Annotated in this window: 15 protein-coding genes; 4 read left to right on the top strand and 11 right to left on the bottom strand. The window is 67.0% G+C overall.

All coding sequences use genetic code 11. The features are described from left to right. Window positions 1–11 precede the first annotated feature (11 nt). Both B7Z76_RS00455 and B7Z76_RS00450 read right to left on the bottom strand, forming a co-directional pair. Complete coding sequence (locus tag B7Z76_RS00455) at window positions 12–1,442, bottom strand: HlyD family type I secretion periplasmic adaptor subunit (RefSeq protein WP_291341647.1); 1,431 nt, start codon at window positions 1,440–1,442, stop codon at window positions 12–14. Continuing rightward, complete coding sequence (locus B7Z76_RS00450) at window positions 1,408–3,639, bottom strand: peptidase domain-containing ABC transporter (protein ID WP_291341646.1); 2,232 nt, start codon at window positions 3,637–3,639, stop codon at window positions 1,408–1,410. The genes B7Z76_RS00455 and B7Z76_RS00450 overlap by 35 nt, the downstream gene beginning before the upstream one ends. A gap of 253 nt (window positions 3,640–3,892) precedes the next feature. On the opposite strand from B7Z76_RS00450, the gene B7Z76_RS00445 reads away from it, so the two are divergent. Next, the gene (locus tag B7Z76_RS00445) at window positions 3,893–4,396 is read left to right on the top strand and encodes a GNAT family N-acetyltransferase (protein WP_174503119.1); all 504 of its coding nucleotides are present in this window, start codon (window positions 3,893–3,895) and stop codon (window positions 4,394–4,396) included. Between the two features lie 130 nt (window positions 4,397–4,526). Here B7Z76_RS00445 and motA read toward each other — a convergent pair whose 3' ends face one another. The 9 genes from motA to dapA form a co-directional block, all read right to left on the bottom strand. Then, window positions 4,527–5,396, bottom strand: a complete 870-nt coding sequence (gene motA / locus B7Z76_RS00440; protein WP_174503120.1) for a flagellar motor stator protein MotA — start codon at window positions 5,394–5,396, stop codon at window positions 4,527–4,529. A gap of 39 nt (window positions 5,397–5,435) precedes the next feature. Continuing rightward, window positions 5,436–6,518, bottom strand: a complete 1,083-nt coding sequence (locus tag B7Z76_RS00435; protein WP_174503121.1) for a flagellar motor protein MotB — start codon at window positions 6,516–6,518, stop codon at window positions 5,436–5,438. Between the two features lie 67 nt (window positions 6,519–6,585). Further along, complete coding sequence (locus B7Z76_RS00430) at window positions 6,586–7,569, bottom strand: threonine/serine dehydratase (protein WP_291341645.1); 984 nt, start codon at window positions 7,567–7,569, stop codon at window positions 6,586–6,588. Then, a complete protein-coding gene (locus tag B7Z76_RS00425) occupies window positions 7,566–8,996 on the bottom strand; it encodes a glycosyltransferase family 39 protein (protein WP_291341644.1) in 1,431 nt (476 codons plus the stop codon). The genes B7Z76_RS00430 and B7Z76_RS00425 overlap by 4 nt, the downstream gene beginning before the upstream one ends. A gap of 74 nt (window positions 8,997–9,070) precedes the next feature. After that, window positions 9,071–10,168 (bottom strand): glycosyltransferase, encoded by a 1,098-nt coding sequence (locus tag B7Z76_RS00420; protein WP_291341643.1) that lies wholly within the window; start codon window positions 10,166–10,168, stop codon window positions 9,071–9,073. Between the two features lie 10 nt (window positions 10,169–10,178). Further along, complete coding sequence (locus B7Z76_RS00415; protein ID WP_174503125.1) at window positions 10,179–10,664, bottom strand: peroxiredoxin; 486 nt, start codon at window positions 10,662–10,664, stop codon at window positions 10,179–10,181. 76 nt (window positions 10,665–10,740) lie between these two features. Continuing rightward, on the bottom strand, window positions 10,741–11,430 hold the full coding sequence (locus B7Z76_RS00410) for a sulfite oxidase-like oxidoreductase (RefSeq protein WP_174503126.1): 690 nt from the start codon (window positions 11,428–11,430) through the stop codon (window positions 10,741–10,743). Between the two features lie 68 nt (window positions 11,431–11,498). Then, on the bottom strand, window positions 11,499–11,978 hold the full coding sequence (gene smpB, locus B7Z76_RS00405) for an SsrA-binding protein SmpB (RefSeq protein WP_174503127.1): 480 nt from the start codon (window positions 11,976–11,978) through the stop codon (window positions 11,499–11,501). After that, window positions 11,978–12,856, bottom strand: coding sequence for a 4-hydroxy-tetrahydrodipicolinate synthase (gene dapA / locus B7Z76_RS00400; protein WP_291341642.1), 879 nt, complete (start codon window positions 12,854–12,856; stop codon window positions 11,978–11,980). The genes smpB and dapA overlap by 1 nt, the downstream gene beginning before the upstream one ends. Before the next feature lie 91 nt (window positions 12,857–12,947). Here dapA and B7Z76_RS00395 point away from each other — a divergent pair, with 91 nt between their 5' ends. Genes B7Z76_RS00395 through B7Z76_RS00385 form a run of 3 tightly spaced genes read left to right on the top strand, consistent with a single transcriptional unit; the run spans window position 12,948 to window position 15,915 of the window. Then, window positions 12,948–14,981, top strand: a complete 2,034-nt coding sequence (locus B7Z76_RS00395; RefSeq protein ID WP_291341641.1) for a lytic transglycosylase domain-containing protein — start codon at window positions 12,948–12,950, stop codon at window positions 14,979–14,981. Further along, a complete protein-coding gene (locus B7Z76_RS00390; RefSeq protein ID WP_371808621.1) occupies window positions 14,978–15,445 on the top strand; it encodes a phosphatidylglycerophosphatase A in 468 nt (155 codons plus the stop codon). The genes B7Z76_RS00395 and B7Z76_RS00390 overlap by 4 nt, the downstream gene beginning before the upstream one ends. After that, window positions 15,442–15,915: a CinA family protein gene (locus tag B7Z76_RS00385; protein ID WP_174503131.1), complete on the top strand. Its 474-nt coding sequence runs from the start codon at window positions 15,442–15,444 to the stop codon at window positions 15,913–15,915. Before B7Z76_RS00390 ends, B7Z76_RS00385 begins: the two co-directional genes overlap by 4 nt. Window positions 15,916–15,951: the final 36 nt, after the last annotated feature.

Below are 15,951 nucleotides of genomic sequence, written 5' to 3'. Positions count from 1 at the left end.
CCGCAACGGCCTCACGGTTCGCGCATGCTGTCGGTTGCGACGGGAAGCAGCTTGGTCAGGAAATATGACAGGACGGTGCGTTTGCCGGTCTTGATGTCGGCGGTGATCGGCATCCCGGGGGTCAGCCGCAAGCCAGACGGAACGCCATGCAGCTTGAGCCGGTCGATCGAGATGCGGGCCTTGTAGTAGAGAACATGCGGCCGGTTGGGCAGAGGCGAGGTGCCCTCGGCGGGGAGCTGCTCGGGGCTGAAACTGTCCGCACTGACCGAACGCAGCGTACCGACGGCAGTGCCGTAGCGCAGATAATTGAAGGTGGCGAATTTCACCGTGACCGGATCGCCGACATGAACGTGGCCGGATTCCGTGCCGCTGATATCGGCCTCGACTTCCAGCGGTGCATCCATCGGAACCAGGGTGATGAACTTTCCGCCGGATGGCAGCACGGAGCCGACCGAAACACCGGCGATGGTCAGCACCACCGCGGCGCGCGGCGCGCGCATCACCACCAGCTGGCTTTGCAGCCGGGCCTTCGCGAGGTCCTGCTGGGCAGCAATCAGTTTGCTCGACGTCTCGACGAGTTTCTGCTCGACATCGGCAGCCCATTTCTTCTCATACGCATCGCGCTCGGCCTGCTGGGCGGCGAGGTCACGCTCGCCGGCGGCCGCGGTGGCAACGGCGCCGGACAGCGAATTCGATACGGAAAGCCGGTCGTTCATCGCCAGCAGCGAGTTGAGCTTGCTGCCGACCTGCATGTGCTGGAGCTGGTTACGCATATGCTCGACATCGGTCGCGACGCCAACCTGCTGGCGATAGATGTGGGCCGCCTGCTCGTTCTTGGCGACGACCATGCGCAGCTCGGCGATCTTCTGGTTGAAATTCTCGATCGTGTAGGTGCGCTCGGCCTTGCGGCTCGCAAAGATCGCCGCCTGCAGCCGCTGGGGCGCGTCGGGATGCGCGGGGGCGTAGGTGGTGCCACTGGCTTCGGCGGCAAGGCGGTCGCGCTGGGCGGACAGCTGCACGACCTCCGCGTTGAGGGCCCGGAAATTCGCCCGGGCGAAGGTGGGGTTCAGCGTTGCAAGGATCTGCCCCTTGTGGACGATCTCGCCCTCATGGACATCGATCGACTGGACGATCGAGGTGCCGAAGGGTTGCAGCAGGATATTGGCGGAGGTGGAGACGAGTCGGCCGGGCGCCGCCACCACCTTGGGAATGCGGACCACGGCCGAAACCACCAGCATTGTTGCGACAAGCAGCGTGACAATGAGCATGGTCTGGCGCGCCACCGGCGTGACCGGCGAGGCAACGATTGCGGCCGTGGGCGACTGGAATTCCAGAAGCGGCATCGGCATGTCCGCCAGTGCGGCCGAATCGGCCAGAGCGAGATTGCCGCCGGCAGGCGGCCGGCGCTCACGCCCCTTGGGCGAGGGTCGGGGTTGGCGCATGGCGACCTCCTTCGGGATTCATGTGACGGTTCTGCTGCAGCCAGAGATGGCGATAGATGTCGCAGCGCTCGATGAGGTCGCCATGCCGGCCGATATCGACAACCCGGCCGGCATCCATCACCAGGATCTTGTCGCAGTCGACCAGAGAGGCGAGGCGATGGGAAACGATCACCATCGTCCGGCCGCGGGCGATGCGCAGCAGGTTGGCATTGATGAGCGCCTCGCTCTCGGGATCGAGCGCGCTGGTCGCCTCGTCGAGGATCAGCAGGCGTGGATCGGCGATGAGCGCGCGGGCCACCGCCAGGCGCTGCTTCTGCCCGCCTGAAAGGTTGGGAGACCCTTCTTCGACAAAGGTTTCGTAGCCCTGCGGCAGACGCTCGATGAATTCCTCGGCGCCGGCAAGGCGGGCGGCGCGGATCGCGTCCTCGAACGTGAGGCCGGGGCGGCCGGCGATGATATTGTCGCGCACCGAGCCGCGGAACAGGAAATTGTCTTGCAGGACAACACCGAAACTCTTGCGCAGGTGACGGAGATTGATCTCGCGCAGTTCGGTATTGTCGATCTTCACCGCCCCCTGATAGTCGCGGTTGATCCCCTGGAGCAGGCGGGTGATCGTGGATTTGCCTGAGCCGGAACGGCCGACGATGCCGAGCATGGTGCCCTCGGGCACCGCGAAACTGACCTTGTTCAGCGCCGGTGTCTTGGCACCTTCATAGGTGAACGTCACATCCTCGAACGCGATGGCGCCGCGAAAGGCGGGACGCAGGCCGGTGTTCATTGCGCGGCGTTCGGTCGGTCGGTTGAGCACCTCGCCGACGATGGCAAAGGCGGCGCGGGCTTCCTGCGCATCCTGCACAAGACGGGCGAAAGACACCAGCGGACCCGCAACGCGCCCGCCGAGGAGCATGAACCCGACTAGCGATCCGGCGGCGAGCGGGTTCTGCGAGGTGAGCGCGACATAGCCGCCCAGCAGCAGAACGCCGGTCGTGGCATAGCGGTCGAACGGCAGGGAAAGCACCTGCGGCCAGGCAGAGAGTTGCCCCATTCCCAGGTTCAGCCGGCTGGTGAGCGCGACGCGGCCATCCCAATCATCCGCGCGGACCTTTTCGAGCGCCAGCGATTTTACCGTCCGCACACCGTAGAGGCTCTCGACGAGAACCGCGCCCTTTGCGCTCTCAGCCTCGATGATGCGCCCGGTCAGGCGGGCGATCGCGGGGAGGAAAGCGGTGATGATGATGGCGATGATTGCCGAGGCGATCAAAACCGTCCAGGCGAGGAAGGCATTGAGGTAGAACAGGATCGGCAGGACCAGCGCGATCATGAATATGTTGATGAACGTCGTCAGCAGGCGGCCGGTGATGAAGTCGCGCACACGGTAGATCTGGGAAACCTTGTAGGCGATCTGACCCGCCTGGTTGCGCTCGAAGAATTCGATCGGGATTGTCATCAGCCGGTCGAAGATCATCAGGTTCAGCCGGGCATCGATCCTGGTCGAAAGCGTGACCAGCATCATCTGCCGGCCCCAGGTTAGCAGCGCTTCCCACAGGACGCTGACGCCGAAGATGATCGACATCAGCGCCAGCGTGTTCATCGCGTGGTATTCGATGACGCTGTTGAGCACGACCATGACGAGAAGCGCCGGAATGATCTGCAGGATCGTCAGGGTGATGGAACTCACTGCGATGTCGCGCAGGAGGCGCTTCTCGTGCCAGACCATCCGGAACAGCAGGGAAAAGTTGAAGACCGGATCAGCGTCTTCTTCGGCGCGCTCGCCACGGATCAGCAGCACCGCACCGTCCCAGATCTGAGCAAGCTGCAACTCGTCGATCGGGACCGGCGCCGCTCCCTGCGGGGCTCGAGGGTCACGCAGGAGGACAACGGCACGCTCGCGGTCGCTGGCGATCATCAGCGCGGCGCCGCCATCCTTCATCAGGAGGATTACAGGAGCGGTCGTGTCGGTCTTGAGGAGCTGGCGGAAACCGACCCGTATGGCCCGGGCCCAGAGCCCGGCTTCGCGCGCCCATTCGACAAGGGCGGGAGACCCGGGTGCGGCGGCGGGGTCCGCGTCCTTGCGCAGCAGTTCAGGGTCGAGATCGACCCCGTGAAAGCGCGCCGCCGCCCTGACCGCGAGGATACGGACGTGAGGCACCACGCCGCTCTGCGGCGCAGCGTCGATCGGCTCGCTGGTATCGTGCATCAGACAAGTTCTTTCCCCGTTGCGATGGATCTTTCGCCCGGGGCGTACGTGCCGGTCTGCTGCGCCGATAAAAGACGCCGCGGGGTGCAAAAAACGCACCCGGTTACGAAATAAAATATCCAATCAAACATCTTCCGATTGTCTACCACAAAATCCGATCATTTGCCATAGATCGTTCTCTCCCGTGAACGGGTCTTGCGTTTCCGAACCGGCGGTGCTGGATCAGGGACCGACCTGCCAAGGAATCGCGCCGATGGATATCCGCCCCGCCACGCTGGAAGACCTGCCCGCCTGCCAGGCGATATACGCCCACCATGTGCTGGAAGGGACCGGCACGTTCGACGAGGTGCCGCCTGCGCTCGAAGCGGTGACAGCACGGCACCGCGAGATCACCGGCAGGGGGCGAAGCTGGGTGGTCGCCACGGATGCGACGGGCATTCTCGGATATGCCTATTTCGACCAGTATCGCGACCGCTCGGCCTATCGGTTCACGGCCGAGGACAGTGTCTACGTCCGCGAGGATGTCAGGGGCCAGGGCGTGGGCAAGGCGCTGGTGGCACGGTTGCTCGATGAAGCGCGCGAAGCAGGGTTCCGGCAGATGCTTGCAGTGATCGGAGATTCCGACAATGTCGGCTCGATCGGCGTGCATGCGAGTCTCGGCTTCCAGCGCGTCGGCACGCTCCGCGATGTGGGGTTCAAGTTCGGCCGCTGGATCGACGTGGTTCTGATGCAACGGCATCTCGTCGGTCCTGGCTAGAGCAACATCCGATCGGATGGAGCCATCTGATCGGATAAAGGTGCTCTGTTTATCAATAGGATAGAGCACAACACTCGATCCAATCTGATCGAATGTCGTGCTCCAGGACCAGTGATTGCTCCCGTGACGATCAGGTTGCGATCTTGAGGGATTCGATCGACTCCTCAAGCTCACTGAATGTCGGCATCAGGGGGTTCGGTACCATTTTCCGGCCAACCTCGACGCTGACCTGTGGCGCGTTGCCGTGCAGATGGGCAACCAGAACCGCGCGTATCACCTCGAGATAGCGAGCTTCCTCCTCGACCACGCCACGCAGCCGCGTGGAGAGCGGCCCAACCACGCCATAGGCCAGCAGCACACCCAGAAACGTGCCTGTCAGGGCATCGCCGATCATCTCGCCGAGCACGGCGGGTGGCTTGCTGATGTCGGCCATGGTCTTGATCACGCCGAGAACGGCGGCGACAATGCCAAGCGCGGGCAGGCCGTCCGCCATGTTCTGCAACGAGTGCGCGCCGTGCAGTTCCTCGGCGAGGGTCTTGCGCAGTTCACGGGCCATCACGTCCTCGATCTGGTGCGGATCGTCAGCATTCATGCCAACCATCCGCAAATAATCGCAGATGATGCCTGTAGCTTCGTGATTTTTCAGGATCGTGGGGAAATGCTTGAAGACCGGACTTTCATCTGGACGCTCGATATGCGGCTCCAGCGCCATTGCGCCGCGTGTCGCCGCGAGGCGAACAAGGTAGAACAGCAGGCACAGCAGATCGGTATAGTCGTTCTTCTTGAAGGCGCTGCCGCGCAACACCTTCTTCAAGCCAACCAGCGTGTGTTTGATGTTGTGCATCGAGTTGCTGGCTACAAACGTGCCGATTGCAGCGCCGCCGATCGTGATGAGTTCGAAGGGCATCGACTTGAGCAGCGGGACGATGGCCCCGCCAGTTACGATGAAGACTCCAAACACACAGACGAGCAGGAACGCAACGCCTCCCAGAGTGAGCATAAATCACCGAAATTCCAGAATATTGCTTCTCCGGTCGGGTCATGGCGCCGCGGCACCAGCTGTTTTGACCCCTTGAGGCAGTGCCGGACGCACCACCAGTATCCCCACCCGCCGATTGGCAGCCGCCATAGGGTCGGATGAGATGAGCAGCTTGTGGTCGGCATAGCCGCTCACGCGCGCGATCAGCCGCTTCGGAAAACCGGCCTTGACGAGAACCTGCCGCGTCGCGTTGGCACGCTCGACAGAGAGATCCCAGTTGTCTTTCGGACCGGCAACGTACGGTCTCGCATCGGTATAGCCGGCGATGCGGATGTTATCGCCAAGGCCACTCAGGATCGGTGCGATCTTGGTGAGCAGTCGAAGTGTCATGGGGTTGGGTTGAGACGAACCCAACGCGAACATCGGCCGCTTGTGCGCGTCCATGATCTGGATGCGCAGGCCTTCCGGCGTGACGGTGACGCTGATCTGTTTGGACAGCGAGGCAAGATTGGGATCCTGTGCCACAATATTCTTGATCTCGGTGCCGGCGATTTTCAGCTTGGCGATCCCGAGATTGCCGGGCGCAACCCCGCCGAACGCGCCCTGCATGGCAGAGCCGGCCGAGCCGGCCGGCTGCGGCTTCTGCAAGACAGTTGCGGGAGGGGACGTGGATGACGATGCCGCGCTGTCGGCACGGGGCTGATGGCCGGAACCCGGCGAGGTATTCACCATGTCCTTCCCGGTCGGATGATCGGGACGGATTTGACGGCCCTGCGGGGTGTGCGGCACCCGATAAGAGACTGGATTGTGCCCGACGGTCACACGCACCGCACCGAGATCGGATGCGAGCGACCCCTTGTCGAACGGAGTCTTGCCGCCAAAGGGCTTGCCCTCGCCGGAAGCACCGCGATTGAGCACGTTGGCCTGGCTGAAATAGTCGGCAAGGCCAATGCGCTGCGCCTTGGTGGTGGCGCTGATCAGCCACATCAGCAGGAAGAATGCCATCATGGCCGTCACGAAGTCGGCATACGCGATCTTCCAGGCCCCGCCGTGATGGCCGGCCTCAATGATCTCTTCGCGACGGATGACCAGGTTGACCGCCTGATCGCCACCCTTGCCGCCTTTCTTCTTGCGCTGCGCCATGAACTCCAAGCTGCCTTTCGGAGCCGGAGTATCGGGGGTAGGGGTTAAAAAAGCCTGAATCAGACCGTCAGGAGGTGACTCCAAGGACGCGGGTCAGAAGTTCCGGATCGGCGTTTCCGCCCGACAGCACAACACCGACCGACAATCCCTCGAGCGGCAGCGCCTCGGATAACACCGCCGCCAGCGCCACGGCGCCGCCGGGCTCGACCACCAGCTTGAGATGGCGCAGCGCGAAGCTCATGGCGGAAAGCACTTGCGACTCGCTGACCGCGAGGGCACCGGCAAGGCGCGGCGCGTTGAGCTCGAATGTCAGTTCGCCGGGGGTCATCGCCATCAGCGCGTCGCAGAGCGCGGAGCCCGTGCCATCATTCGCAAGCCGCACGCCGGCGGCGAGCGAACGGCCGGTATCGTCCCACCCCTCGGGCTCGACGGCAATCAGCCGGGTCTCAGGCGAGGCGTGTTCGAGAGCGAGGGCGCAGCCGGCAGTCAGGCCGCCGCCGCCGGTGCAGACGAAGACGAGATCGAGCGCAGCACCCGCCGCCCGCGCATCCTCCACCAGTTCGAGCGCGAGCGTGCCCTGCCCCGCGATCACGTCAGGATGGTCGAAAGGCGGGATCAGCGCGGCACCGGTGCGCGCGGCGATCGTGGCGGAGATTGCGACGCGGTCTTCGGTGCGGCGGTCGTACTGGACGATTTCGGCGCCCCAGGCGGCGGTCGACTCGCGCTTGATGGCAGGCGCGTCGCGCGGCATCACGATCGTCGCCGGAATTCCGAGAGCCGCCGCAGCGCAAGCCACCGCCTGGCCATGATTGCCCGAGGAATAGGCGACGACGCCTGCTTCACGCGCCGCGGGGGCAAGCCTCAGGATGGCGTTGGTCGCGCCGCGCAGCTTGAAGCTGCCGGTGCGCTGCAGCGGTTCGGCCTTGATGAAGACCTCCGCGCCGGTCCGGTCGTCGAGCGCGGGAGAGCGCAGCGTCGGGGTACGGACGATATGCGGGGCGATCAGGGCGCGGGCGGCGAGAACATCCTCGGCGGTGGGCTGGCGGGTCATTGCTTGGGCCTCATGAGTGCGGCGGGGGCGGGGGCGAGCCGGGCGGTGGACAGGACGTAGGATTCGATCGCGATGCCGGCGCGGCGGCGGGCGACGTGGCCCGCGGGAACGGCGGCGGCGACCTCGCTTGCGGCGAAGCCAGCGAGCCAGGACGGTTGGACCAGCAGGACCCGCGTGCCGGGCGCGGCCGGCGGGGCGGCGAAGAACCGCCAGCGCGGGCCGAGTCCGACCACGGTGAAGCGGGGCGGCAGGTCGTGCGCGAGTTCGGACAGGGTGCTGTAGTCAGTGCTCGCGATCACGGTGAGATGGCGCGACGCGGCAGCGCGGGCGACATCGCGCGCCAGCGCCTTCCAGCCGGCGAGGCGGATCGCGGTCGGGTCGCGATGCGGGGGCAGCGGAAACGGTGCGGCGGCGGCCTGGAGCCAGACGATCGCGGCCAGCAGGAAACCAAATGCCGCGGCGGCGCGCAGCCAGGCGCGGCCGATGCGCGGGGCAATCGCGCCGGCGGCAAGGGCGGCTCCCGGGTAGAGAATGGCGGGCCAGTTCGCCTGCACCGGGCCGGAGAGCGTGTGCTCGACGAACACGGCGGCAGGCACCAGCACCGCAAGCAGGACGAGGCGGGCGGCAGCGGAGCGGTCGCGCCGCAACGACCAGACACCCCACGCCATCAGGCCAAGGACGAGCGGAGTGGCAAGGCCCATCTGCCCGCCGACCAGCCCGAGCAGGTGGCCGGGCATACCGGCAAGATCGAGATGCGCGGAGCGGCCGCCCTGCTTGGCGAAGCTCGCCCAGCCATGCGCCGCGTTCCACATGACGACGGGCAGCATCGCCAGCAGGCCCATCAGCAGCCCGAGCCAGGGCAGCTTCCGGCGCAGCCCCGCTCTGCCCTCGCTGGTGACGAGCATGAACAGGCCGATGGCAACGAAGATCAGGGCAGCGGTGTATTTGGCCTCGAAGCCGAGCCCGGCGGCGAGGCCGGCGGCGAGGACCCAGCGATCGTCGCCGGTGGCGAGCCAGCGCGCCATCGCCCAGAGCGAAGCCGTCCAGAACAGCAGGAGCGGCGTGTCCGGCGTCGTGATGATGGCGCCTGCGTTCAGCACCAGGGTGGCGTTGAGCAGGAGCGCGGCGGTGAGACCGGCACGGCGGTTGGGAAAGAGATCCTCACCGGCCCGCCAGATCAGCAGCGTGCCGATGGCGGCGGAGAGCGGCGAGAGCAGGCGAATGCCGAGCGCGCCGTTGCCAGCAATCAACGTGCCCGCCCGGATCCAGAGCGCGATCAGCGGCGCGTCGTCATAATAGCCGGCGGCGAGGTGCTTCGACCACAGCCAGTAATAGGTCTCGTCCGGCGAGAGCGGAATGAGGCCGGCGAGAACAAGGCGAAGGAGAGTGAGGCCGCCCAGGGCCGCCAGCCAGGCCCGGCGGCTCATCGCCCGGACCGGTCCGGCACGCTCATCGCACGCATCGACCTGGCGCGCTCATCGCACGCATGATTTGTGCGCGCTCATCGCACGCGCCACACCAGCGTGGCGGAGACCGCGTAGTTCCAGACCACGCCGATCGCCGAGCCGGCGGCGCTGGCGGCGAGGCCGTTCGCATCGGCGCCACGATAGAGCGCGCCGGCGATGCCGATATTGGCAATCGCGCCAAGGCCGCAGACCAGCATGAAAAGCACGAGCCCCTGCCAGTAGCGCGCCCCTCGCAGCTTCATCGTGCGGTAGGTCAGGCGATTGTTCATCTCGAAATTGGCAACCATCGCGACGATGGTGCCGAGCGTCTGCGCCGGGCCGAAATCGAGCCCGGCGGCGCGGCTCGCCTGCATCGCGGCAAGATTCACGAAAATGCCGAACAGCCCGACCAGCGCGAAGGCGATGAAGCGCAACGGCACCACGCCCCCCAGCGCGCGGTCGACGAACTGGCCGGCGAACTGGACCATCACCAGGATGTCGAGCTTGCTCTCGCCGGCGGCGCGGGGGCGGAAGCGATAGGGAAGTTCGGCAACTTTCAGCGGTGCCGGCGCGGAAAGCAGCAGATCAAGCAGGATCTTGAAACCCTGCCCGTTCAGCCGATGCGCCAGATCCTCGAACAGCGCCTGGCGGAGCAGGAAGAAGCCGCTCATCGGGTCGGAGATCGCCACACCGGCGAGTTTCTGGGCAAGGCCGATTCCGGCGCCGGAGAGGCGCTGGCGCAGCGGCGAGGCGAGGCCGGCGGCGTCGCCGCCGCCGACATGGCGGCTGCCCACCGCGATATCCGCCCCTGCGCGCACCGCGTCGAGCATGGCGGGGAGGATGGTCTCGTCGTGTTGCAGGTCACCGTCGATCACCGCGACGAAGGTCGCGGAACTCGACAGCGCCCCCTCGATCACGGCCGAGGACAGGCCACGCCGGCCGATGCGGCGGATGCAGCGCACCCGGGTATCGGTGCGGGCGAGCGCGCGTGCCGCAGCGGCCGTGCCATCGGGGCTGTCGTCATCGACAAAGATCACCTCCCAGTCGATGCCGGCGAGCGCGGCATCGAGGGCGGCGACCATGGGCGCGACATTCGGCTCCTCACGGTAGCAGGGGACGACGACGCTCAGCGTCGGGCCGCAGCGTGGCGTCACGCGGAAAGGCTCAGCCGCCGAGCGACTCCAGCACCGCCTCGGCACGGCTGACGTCGAAGCCGCCGGGCTGCTCGATGGCGAGATGCGTCACCACGCCATCCTTGGCGACCAGCGCATAGCGCTGGCTGCGCACGCCGAGGCCGCGGGCAATGAGGTCAAGTTCGAGGCCGATGGCGCGGGTGAAGGCACCGGAGCCGTCGGCGAGGAAGGTGATCTTCCCGGCGGCTTTCTGGTCCTCGGCCCAGGCGGACATCACGAACACGTCGTTCACCGCGATGCAGACGATTTCATCGACGCCCTTTGCCTTCAGCGCATCGTGATGCTCGAGGAAGCCGGGCACATGCTTCGCGCTGCAGGTGGGGGTGAAGGCGCCGGGAACGGCGAAGAGCGCCACCGTCTTGCCGGCGAACAGCTCGCCGGTGTCGATCTCCTGCGGCCCCTCGGCGCCGGGGGTCATCAGCTTCATGGCCGGGAGCTTGTCGCCCACCTTGATCATCGAGTTTCTCCTGAGTTGGATACCCTGTTCGAGCCGACTGGTAGCCGAAGCCGGGGCCCGCGTGAAGGCGGGGGGCTCAGGCGTAACGTTCCTCGGCCCAGGGGTCGGCATTGTTGTTGTAGCCACGGGTTTCCCAGAAGCCCTTGCGGTCGGCCACGGCGAAGGTGATGCGGCGGACCCATTTGGCGGATTTCCAGAGATAATAGCGCGGCACCAGCACCCGCACCGGCCCGCCATGCTGGCGGGTCAGCGGCTTTCCCTCCCAGCTGTGCACCAGGTAGCAATCCTCGGCCGCGAACTGGTCGAGGCGGAGATTGGTCGTGTAGTCGTCATAGGATTCGAAGAGAACGTGGGTCGCCTCCGGGTGCGGCTGCACGAGGTCGAGAACGGTGGCGATCGACACGCCGCGCCAGTGATTGTCGTAGCGCGACCAGGTGGTGACGCAATGCATGTCCGACACGCTGTCCTGCTGCGGCAGCGCCATGAACCCGTCCCAGTCGAGGGCGACCGGGTTGGCGACGGCGCCGTCGATGGCGAGGCGGAAGGCGGATTTCGGCACTTCGGGCTGGACGCCGAGATCGAGCACCGGCCAGTCGGTGACGAGGCGCTGGCCGGGCGGAAGGCGCTGCGCCGGCGGCGCGGTGGTGCCGGTCAGGCCCCGCCCCTCACGCGACCAGTCCTGCTTGCGGCCGATCAGCTTGTCGCGGATCTGGCCGATCAGGCTGATGTCCGATCCGTCTTTGCCTTGCTTGTCCGCCTCGTCCATCGCCGTTCTCCTTCCGGGGTGGGGGATGATAGAGGGGGAACGGGCGCGCGGTCCAGCGCGCGATGAGGTCAGCGGTTCTTGAGGATACGGGCCTTGTCGCGTTCCCAGTCGCGCTTGGCGATGGCCTGGCGCTTGTCATGCTGCTTGCGGCCCTCGGCGATGCCGAGCGTGACCTTGGCGAGGCCGCGCGGGTTGAAATGCACGTCGAGCGGGACGACGGTCGACCCCTGCCGGGCGATGGCGCCGAGCAGCTGGTCGATCTGCTTGCGCTTGAGCAGCAGCTTGCGCGGGCCCTTGGTGTCGAAGCGGGAGAGCACGCCGCCCTGATATTCGGGGATATACATGTTGAAGAGATACATCTCGCCATCGCGCTCGCCGGCAAACGCCTCCGTGAGCGTGGCACGGCCCATGCGCAGCGACTTCACCTCGGCGCCGCGCAGCACAAGTCCCGCCTCGACCGTATCCTTGATCGTGTAGTTGAAGCGGGCCTTGCGGTTCTGTGCGGCGATCCCGTGGGAGATCAGCCCGGATTTCCGGGGCTCGGCCATCAGGCGATCAGCCCGAGCCCGGTCATCGCGGCCCGCATCTGCGCCTTCGTCGCCTCGGCCAGCGGGGCGAGCGGCAGGCGGCAGAATTCCGAGCCGAAGCCGAGCAGCGAGGCGGCATATTTCGCCGGGGCGGGATTGCTCTCGGCGAACATCGCATCGTGCAGCGGCAGCATGCGGGACTGGATCGCCATCGCCGCCTTCAGGTCGCCGGCCCGCCACGCCGCCTGCATCTCGGCGCAGAGGCGCGGGGCGATGTTGGCGGTCACCGAAATACAGCCGACCCCGCCAGAGGCGAGGAAGGCGAGTGCGGTGTGATCCTCTCCCGAGAGCTGGCAGAACGACGCGCCACAGGCGGCGGCGGTATGCAGCGGCCGGGTGAGGCTCGCGGTCGCGTCCTTCACGCCGACGATGTTGGGGTGCCGGGCGAGACGCGCCATCGTCGCCACGCTCATGTCGATCACCGAGCGGGGCGGGATATTGTAGATGATCAGCGGAATGCCGATCGCATCGGCAACCGCGGTGAAGTGGCGGAACAGCCCGTCCTGCGTCGGCTTGTTGTAATACGGGGTGACGACGAGAACGCCATCGGCGCCGACGGATTCGGCATGCTTCGCCAAGCCGATCGCCTCGCGCGTGGCGTTCGAGCCGGCGCCGGCGATCACCGGAACGCGTTTCTTCGCCACCTCGATGGTAATTTCGACCACACGCTTGTGCTCGTCATGGCTGAGCGTGGGAGATTCGCCGGTGGTGCCGACCGGGACGAGGCCATTGGTGCCCTCGGCGATCTGCCATTCGATGAAACGTTCGAGCGCTGCCTCGTCGATGCGACCGTCTTCGTGCATCGGGGTAACCAGCGCGACCAGTGAACCGTGAAACATTGTAATCTCCGTGAGTGGACGTAACCTATTCGCAGCATTCGGCGGCGACAAGGTATGGGAGCGCGGGAGCAGTCCTGCTATTGATTCGGGCATGATCCGGATGCTGCTGCTGCTGACGTCCCTGCTCGCTCTCGGCGCCGCACCCGCGCCGCTGGGCGCGATCGCCATCGCCGCCCCGCTGCAGCCCGACCCCGCCCTCGCCCGGATCATGAACGACATCCGCGCCAATCACTGGACCGAGGCCGAAACCCTCGCCGCCGCGGAGCCGGACCGGCTGGTGGCGCGGCTGGTGACCTTCTACCGGCTGCTCGACCCCGGGGCGGCGAACGAGACCGAGATCGCCGCGTTCATGGCGAAATATCCCGACTGGCCGGAGCAGGGGATCCTTGCCCGCCGATGGAATGAGGCGCTGGCCGCCGACCCGGACGACGCCACGGTGCGGCGCGAATGCAGCACCCGGCTGCCCGAAACCGCCGCCGCCAATGCGCGCTGCGCCGCAGCCATCGACAAGGTGGCCCCGCGCGAGGCGGCCCGCTTCGCCCGGCGCGCCTGGATCGAGGGCTTCGACAGCCCGGCCAGTGCGGCGATTTTCGAGGCCAAATACGGCGCGCTGCTGACGCCGGAGACGAACTGGGCGCGATTCTCACGCCTCGCCATCGCCGGAAAACTGAACATGGCGACCATGCTGCTCGGCCAGTTGCCGGCCGGCAAGCTAGCCACCGCCCATGCCTTCATCGCGTTCGCACATGGCGCCACGCGGGCACAGCCGGCGGTAGCGGCGCTGACCACGACCGAGCGGGCGACGCCGTTCCTGTTCTTTGCCGAACTCGCCGCCGCGCCCGACCAGGCCGCGCGGCTCGCGCTGTGGCAGGCGCTGGGCGCGGATGCGGCAAAGCAGGCGACGGGGCTGGCGCGTGCGCTGCTCTGGCGGCGACGGGAGAGTTTCGCGCGCGACCTGCTCGCTGCCGGCGATGCGAAGGACGCCTATGCGCTGGTCGCCGCCGGGCAGCCGCCGGGCGAGGATTCACGGGCCAGCCGCGATTTCCTCGCCGGGTTCATTGCCCTGCGCATGCTGCACGACCCGGCCGAGGCGCGGCCCTGGTTCGTCAAGTTGCAGGGGCTCTCAACCGCGGTGATCACCCGTGCCCGTGCCTTCTACTGGCTGGCGCAGACCGAGAGCGGCCGGACGGCGCGGGCCGACCTGCTGCGCGCCGCCGCCTATCCGGATACGTTCTATGGCCAGTTGGCGGCGCTTCAGGCGGGCGAAACGCCGACGCAGTTGGCGGCACGACTGCGCGTCCTCGGCGAGCCGCGGCTGACGGCGGGACAGGCCTCCGCCTTCGCCGCCCGCGAATTGCCGCAAGCAGCGGTCCTGCTCGCCGAAATGGGCGCGCCGCGCCGGGCCCGCGCCTTCCTGCTGCGCATGGCCGAACTCAGCCCGGGGCTTGTCGACCGCTATCTCGACGCCCGGCTCGCCGACGGGATCGGACAGGTTTCGGCCTCGGTCATGGTGGCGCGGATGGCAGGAACAGCGGGAGACATGCTGGTGCGTATCGGCTGGCCGATCCCGCCGGGGCTGCTGCCGGCACGCGGCCAGCCGCGCATCGAGCCCACCGCGGCAACCGTTCCGCCGCCCCCGCCGCCGCCGCCGCGCAGCGCGATCCTGTCGCTGATCCGCCAGGAAAGCAGTTTCGATCCCCGCGTGGTCAGCCCCTCCGGCGCCGCAGGGCTGATGCAGCTGATGCCGGGAACGGCACGGCAGGTGGCGCAGCGCTCCGGTCTCGCCCTGCCGCCGGGCGCGCTGCTCGATGATCCGTCGCGGAACATTGCGCTCGGTTCCGCCTATTTTGCCCATCTGCTCCAGCGCTTCGGCGATTGCCTGCCGCTCGCGATCGCAGCCTATAATGGCGGGCCCGGCAACGTGACGAAATGGATCGCCGCCAATGGCGATCCGCGCATGCCGAAGGCGGAAGGCGGGGTCGACCTCGTGACCTGGATCGAGGAGATCCCGTTCGGGGAGACGCGCAACTATGTGGAACGGGTGACGGAGGGGATCGTGATCTATCGCGCGCTGGAGGGAGAGCCGGCGACCGACCCGGTGGTACGGTGGACCGCGTCGCGGTGAGCGCCACGACTGTGCTGGGCCGTGCGCTGGCCTCGGGCCTCGGCGTCGGCTTCGTGCCGCGCGCGCCGGGCACCGCCGGCGCGCTGCTCGGCCTGCTCCTTGGCTGCGTGCTCTACAGCCACGGCATCGGCGCGCTCGCCGGCGGGATCGTGGTGTCCAGCGCCGCGGGGCTGATTGCGATCCCCGGAACCGGCATGGCGCGGCGCGATCCCGGCTGGATCGTGATCGACGAGATCGCGGGCCAGATGATCGCCCTGCTCGGCCTGCCCTGGCTGACTGGCTCGGGCGTGCTGCTCGCCTTCCTGCTGTTTCGGCTCTTCGATATCCGCAAGCCCTGGCCGATCAGCCTCGCCGATGCCCGGCACGACGCGCTCGGGATCATGGCTGATGACTGGATCGCCGGAGCCTTCGCGGCGATCGTGCTCGTGATCCTGCGCTTCATCTGGCCGGGAACGGGGCTGTGAACCAGAAAGCGGCGCTGGTGATCGAGCGCGCGAAGCAGGCGCAACGCACGGTCGCGACGGCGGAAAGCTGCACGGGTGGGATGATCGCCGCGGCATTGACCGACATTGCCGGCGCTTCCGCCGTGTTCGGCTACGGCTTCGTCAGCTACGCGAACGAGGCAAAAGCGACAATGCTCGGCGTCTCCCCCGCGCTGATCGCGCGGGATGGAGCGGTGAGCGAGACGGTGGCGCGGGCAATGGCCGAAGGTGCGCTGGCCCGCGCGACGGCTGACCTTGCGGTGGCGGTGACCGGCATTGCCGGGCCGGAGGGCGGGACGGTGGAAAAGCCGGTCGGCACGGTCTGGTTCGGCGTTGCGCGCAAGGATGGCGTGACGCTGGCCGAACGGCGCGTCTTCGCCGGCAACCGGGCCGCGGTGCGGCGGGCGACAGTCGACCACGCGCTCGACCTGCTGGCCGCTTCGTTGGGATGAAGCCGTCCAGTTAACCCTTGCTTAATCAACTCATCC

Origin of the sequence: Acidiphilium sp. 20-67-58, from assembly GCF_002255515.1 — a bacterium.
Lineage (GTDB): Bacteria > Pseudomonadota > Alphaproteobacteria > Acetobacterales > Acetobacteraceae > Acidiphilium.
The sequence above is the reverse complement of the archived record's forward strand: the minus strand, read 5'-3'. Positions and strand labels throughout refer to the sequence as shown.

What these genes read in the sequence shown, in the direction of transcription:
- B7Z76_RS00455 (WP_291341647.1), bottom strand. Translation starts at nt 1,442, where the DNA reads ATGCGCCAACCCCGACCCTCGCCCAAGGGGCGTGAGCGCCGGCCGCCT.
- B7Z76_RS00450 (WP_291341646.1), bottom strand. Translation starts at nt 3,639, where the DNA reads ATGCACGATACCAGCGAGCCGATCGACGCTGCGCCGCAGAGCGGCGTG.
- B7Z76_RS00445 (WP_174503119.1), top strand. Translation starts at nt 3,893, where the DNA reads ATGGATATCCGCCCCGCCACGCTGGAAGACCTGCCCGCCTGCCAGGCG.
- motA (WP_174503120.1), bottom strand. Translation starts at nt 5,396, where the DNA reads ATGCTCACTCTGGGAGGCGTTGCGTTCCTGCTCGTCTGTGTGTTTGGA.
- B7Z76_RS00435 (WP_174503121.1), bottom strand. Translation starts at nt 6,518, where the DNA reads ATGGCGCAGCGCAAGAAGAAAGGCGGCAAGGGTGGCGATCAGGCGGTC.
- B7Z76_RS00430 (WP_291341645.1), bottom strand. Translation starts at nt 7,569, where the DNA reads ATGACCCGCCAGCCCACCGCCGAGGATGTTCTCGCCGCCCGCGCCCTG.
- B7Z76_RS00425 (WP_291341644.1), bottom strand. Translation starts at nt 8,996, where the DNA reads ATGAGCCGCCGGGCCTGGCTGGCGGCCCTGGGCGGCCTCACTCTCCTT.
- B7Z76_RS00415 (WP_174503125.1), bottom strand. Translation starts at nt 10,664, where the DNA reads ATGATCAAGGTGGGCGACAAGCTCCCGGCCATGAAGCTGATGACCCCC.
- B7Z76_RS00410 (WP_174503126.1), bottom strand. Translation starts at nt 11,430, where the DNA reads ATGGACGAGGCGGACAAGCAAGGCAAAGACGGATCGGACATCAGCCTG.
- smpB (WP_174503127.1), bottom strand. Translation starts at nt 11,978, where the DNA reads ATGGCCGAGCCCCGGAAATCCGGGCTGATCTCCCACGGGATCGCCGCA.
- dapA (WP_291341642.1), bottom strand. Translation starts at nt 12,856, where the DNA reads ATGTTTCACGGTTCACTGGTCGCGCTGGTTACCCCGATGCACGAAGAC.
- B7Z76_RS00395 (WP_291341641.1), top strand. Translation starts at nt 12,948, where the DNA reads ATGATCCGGATGCTGCTGCTGCTGACGTCCCTGCTCGCTCTCGGCGCC.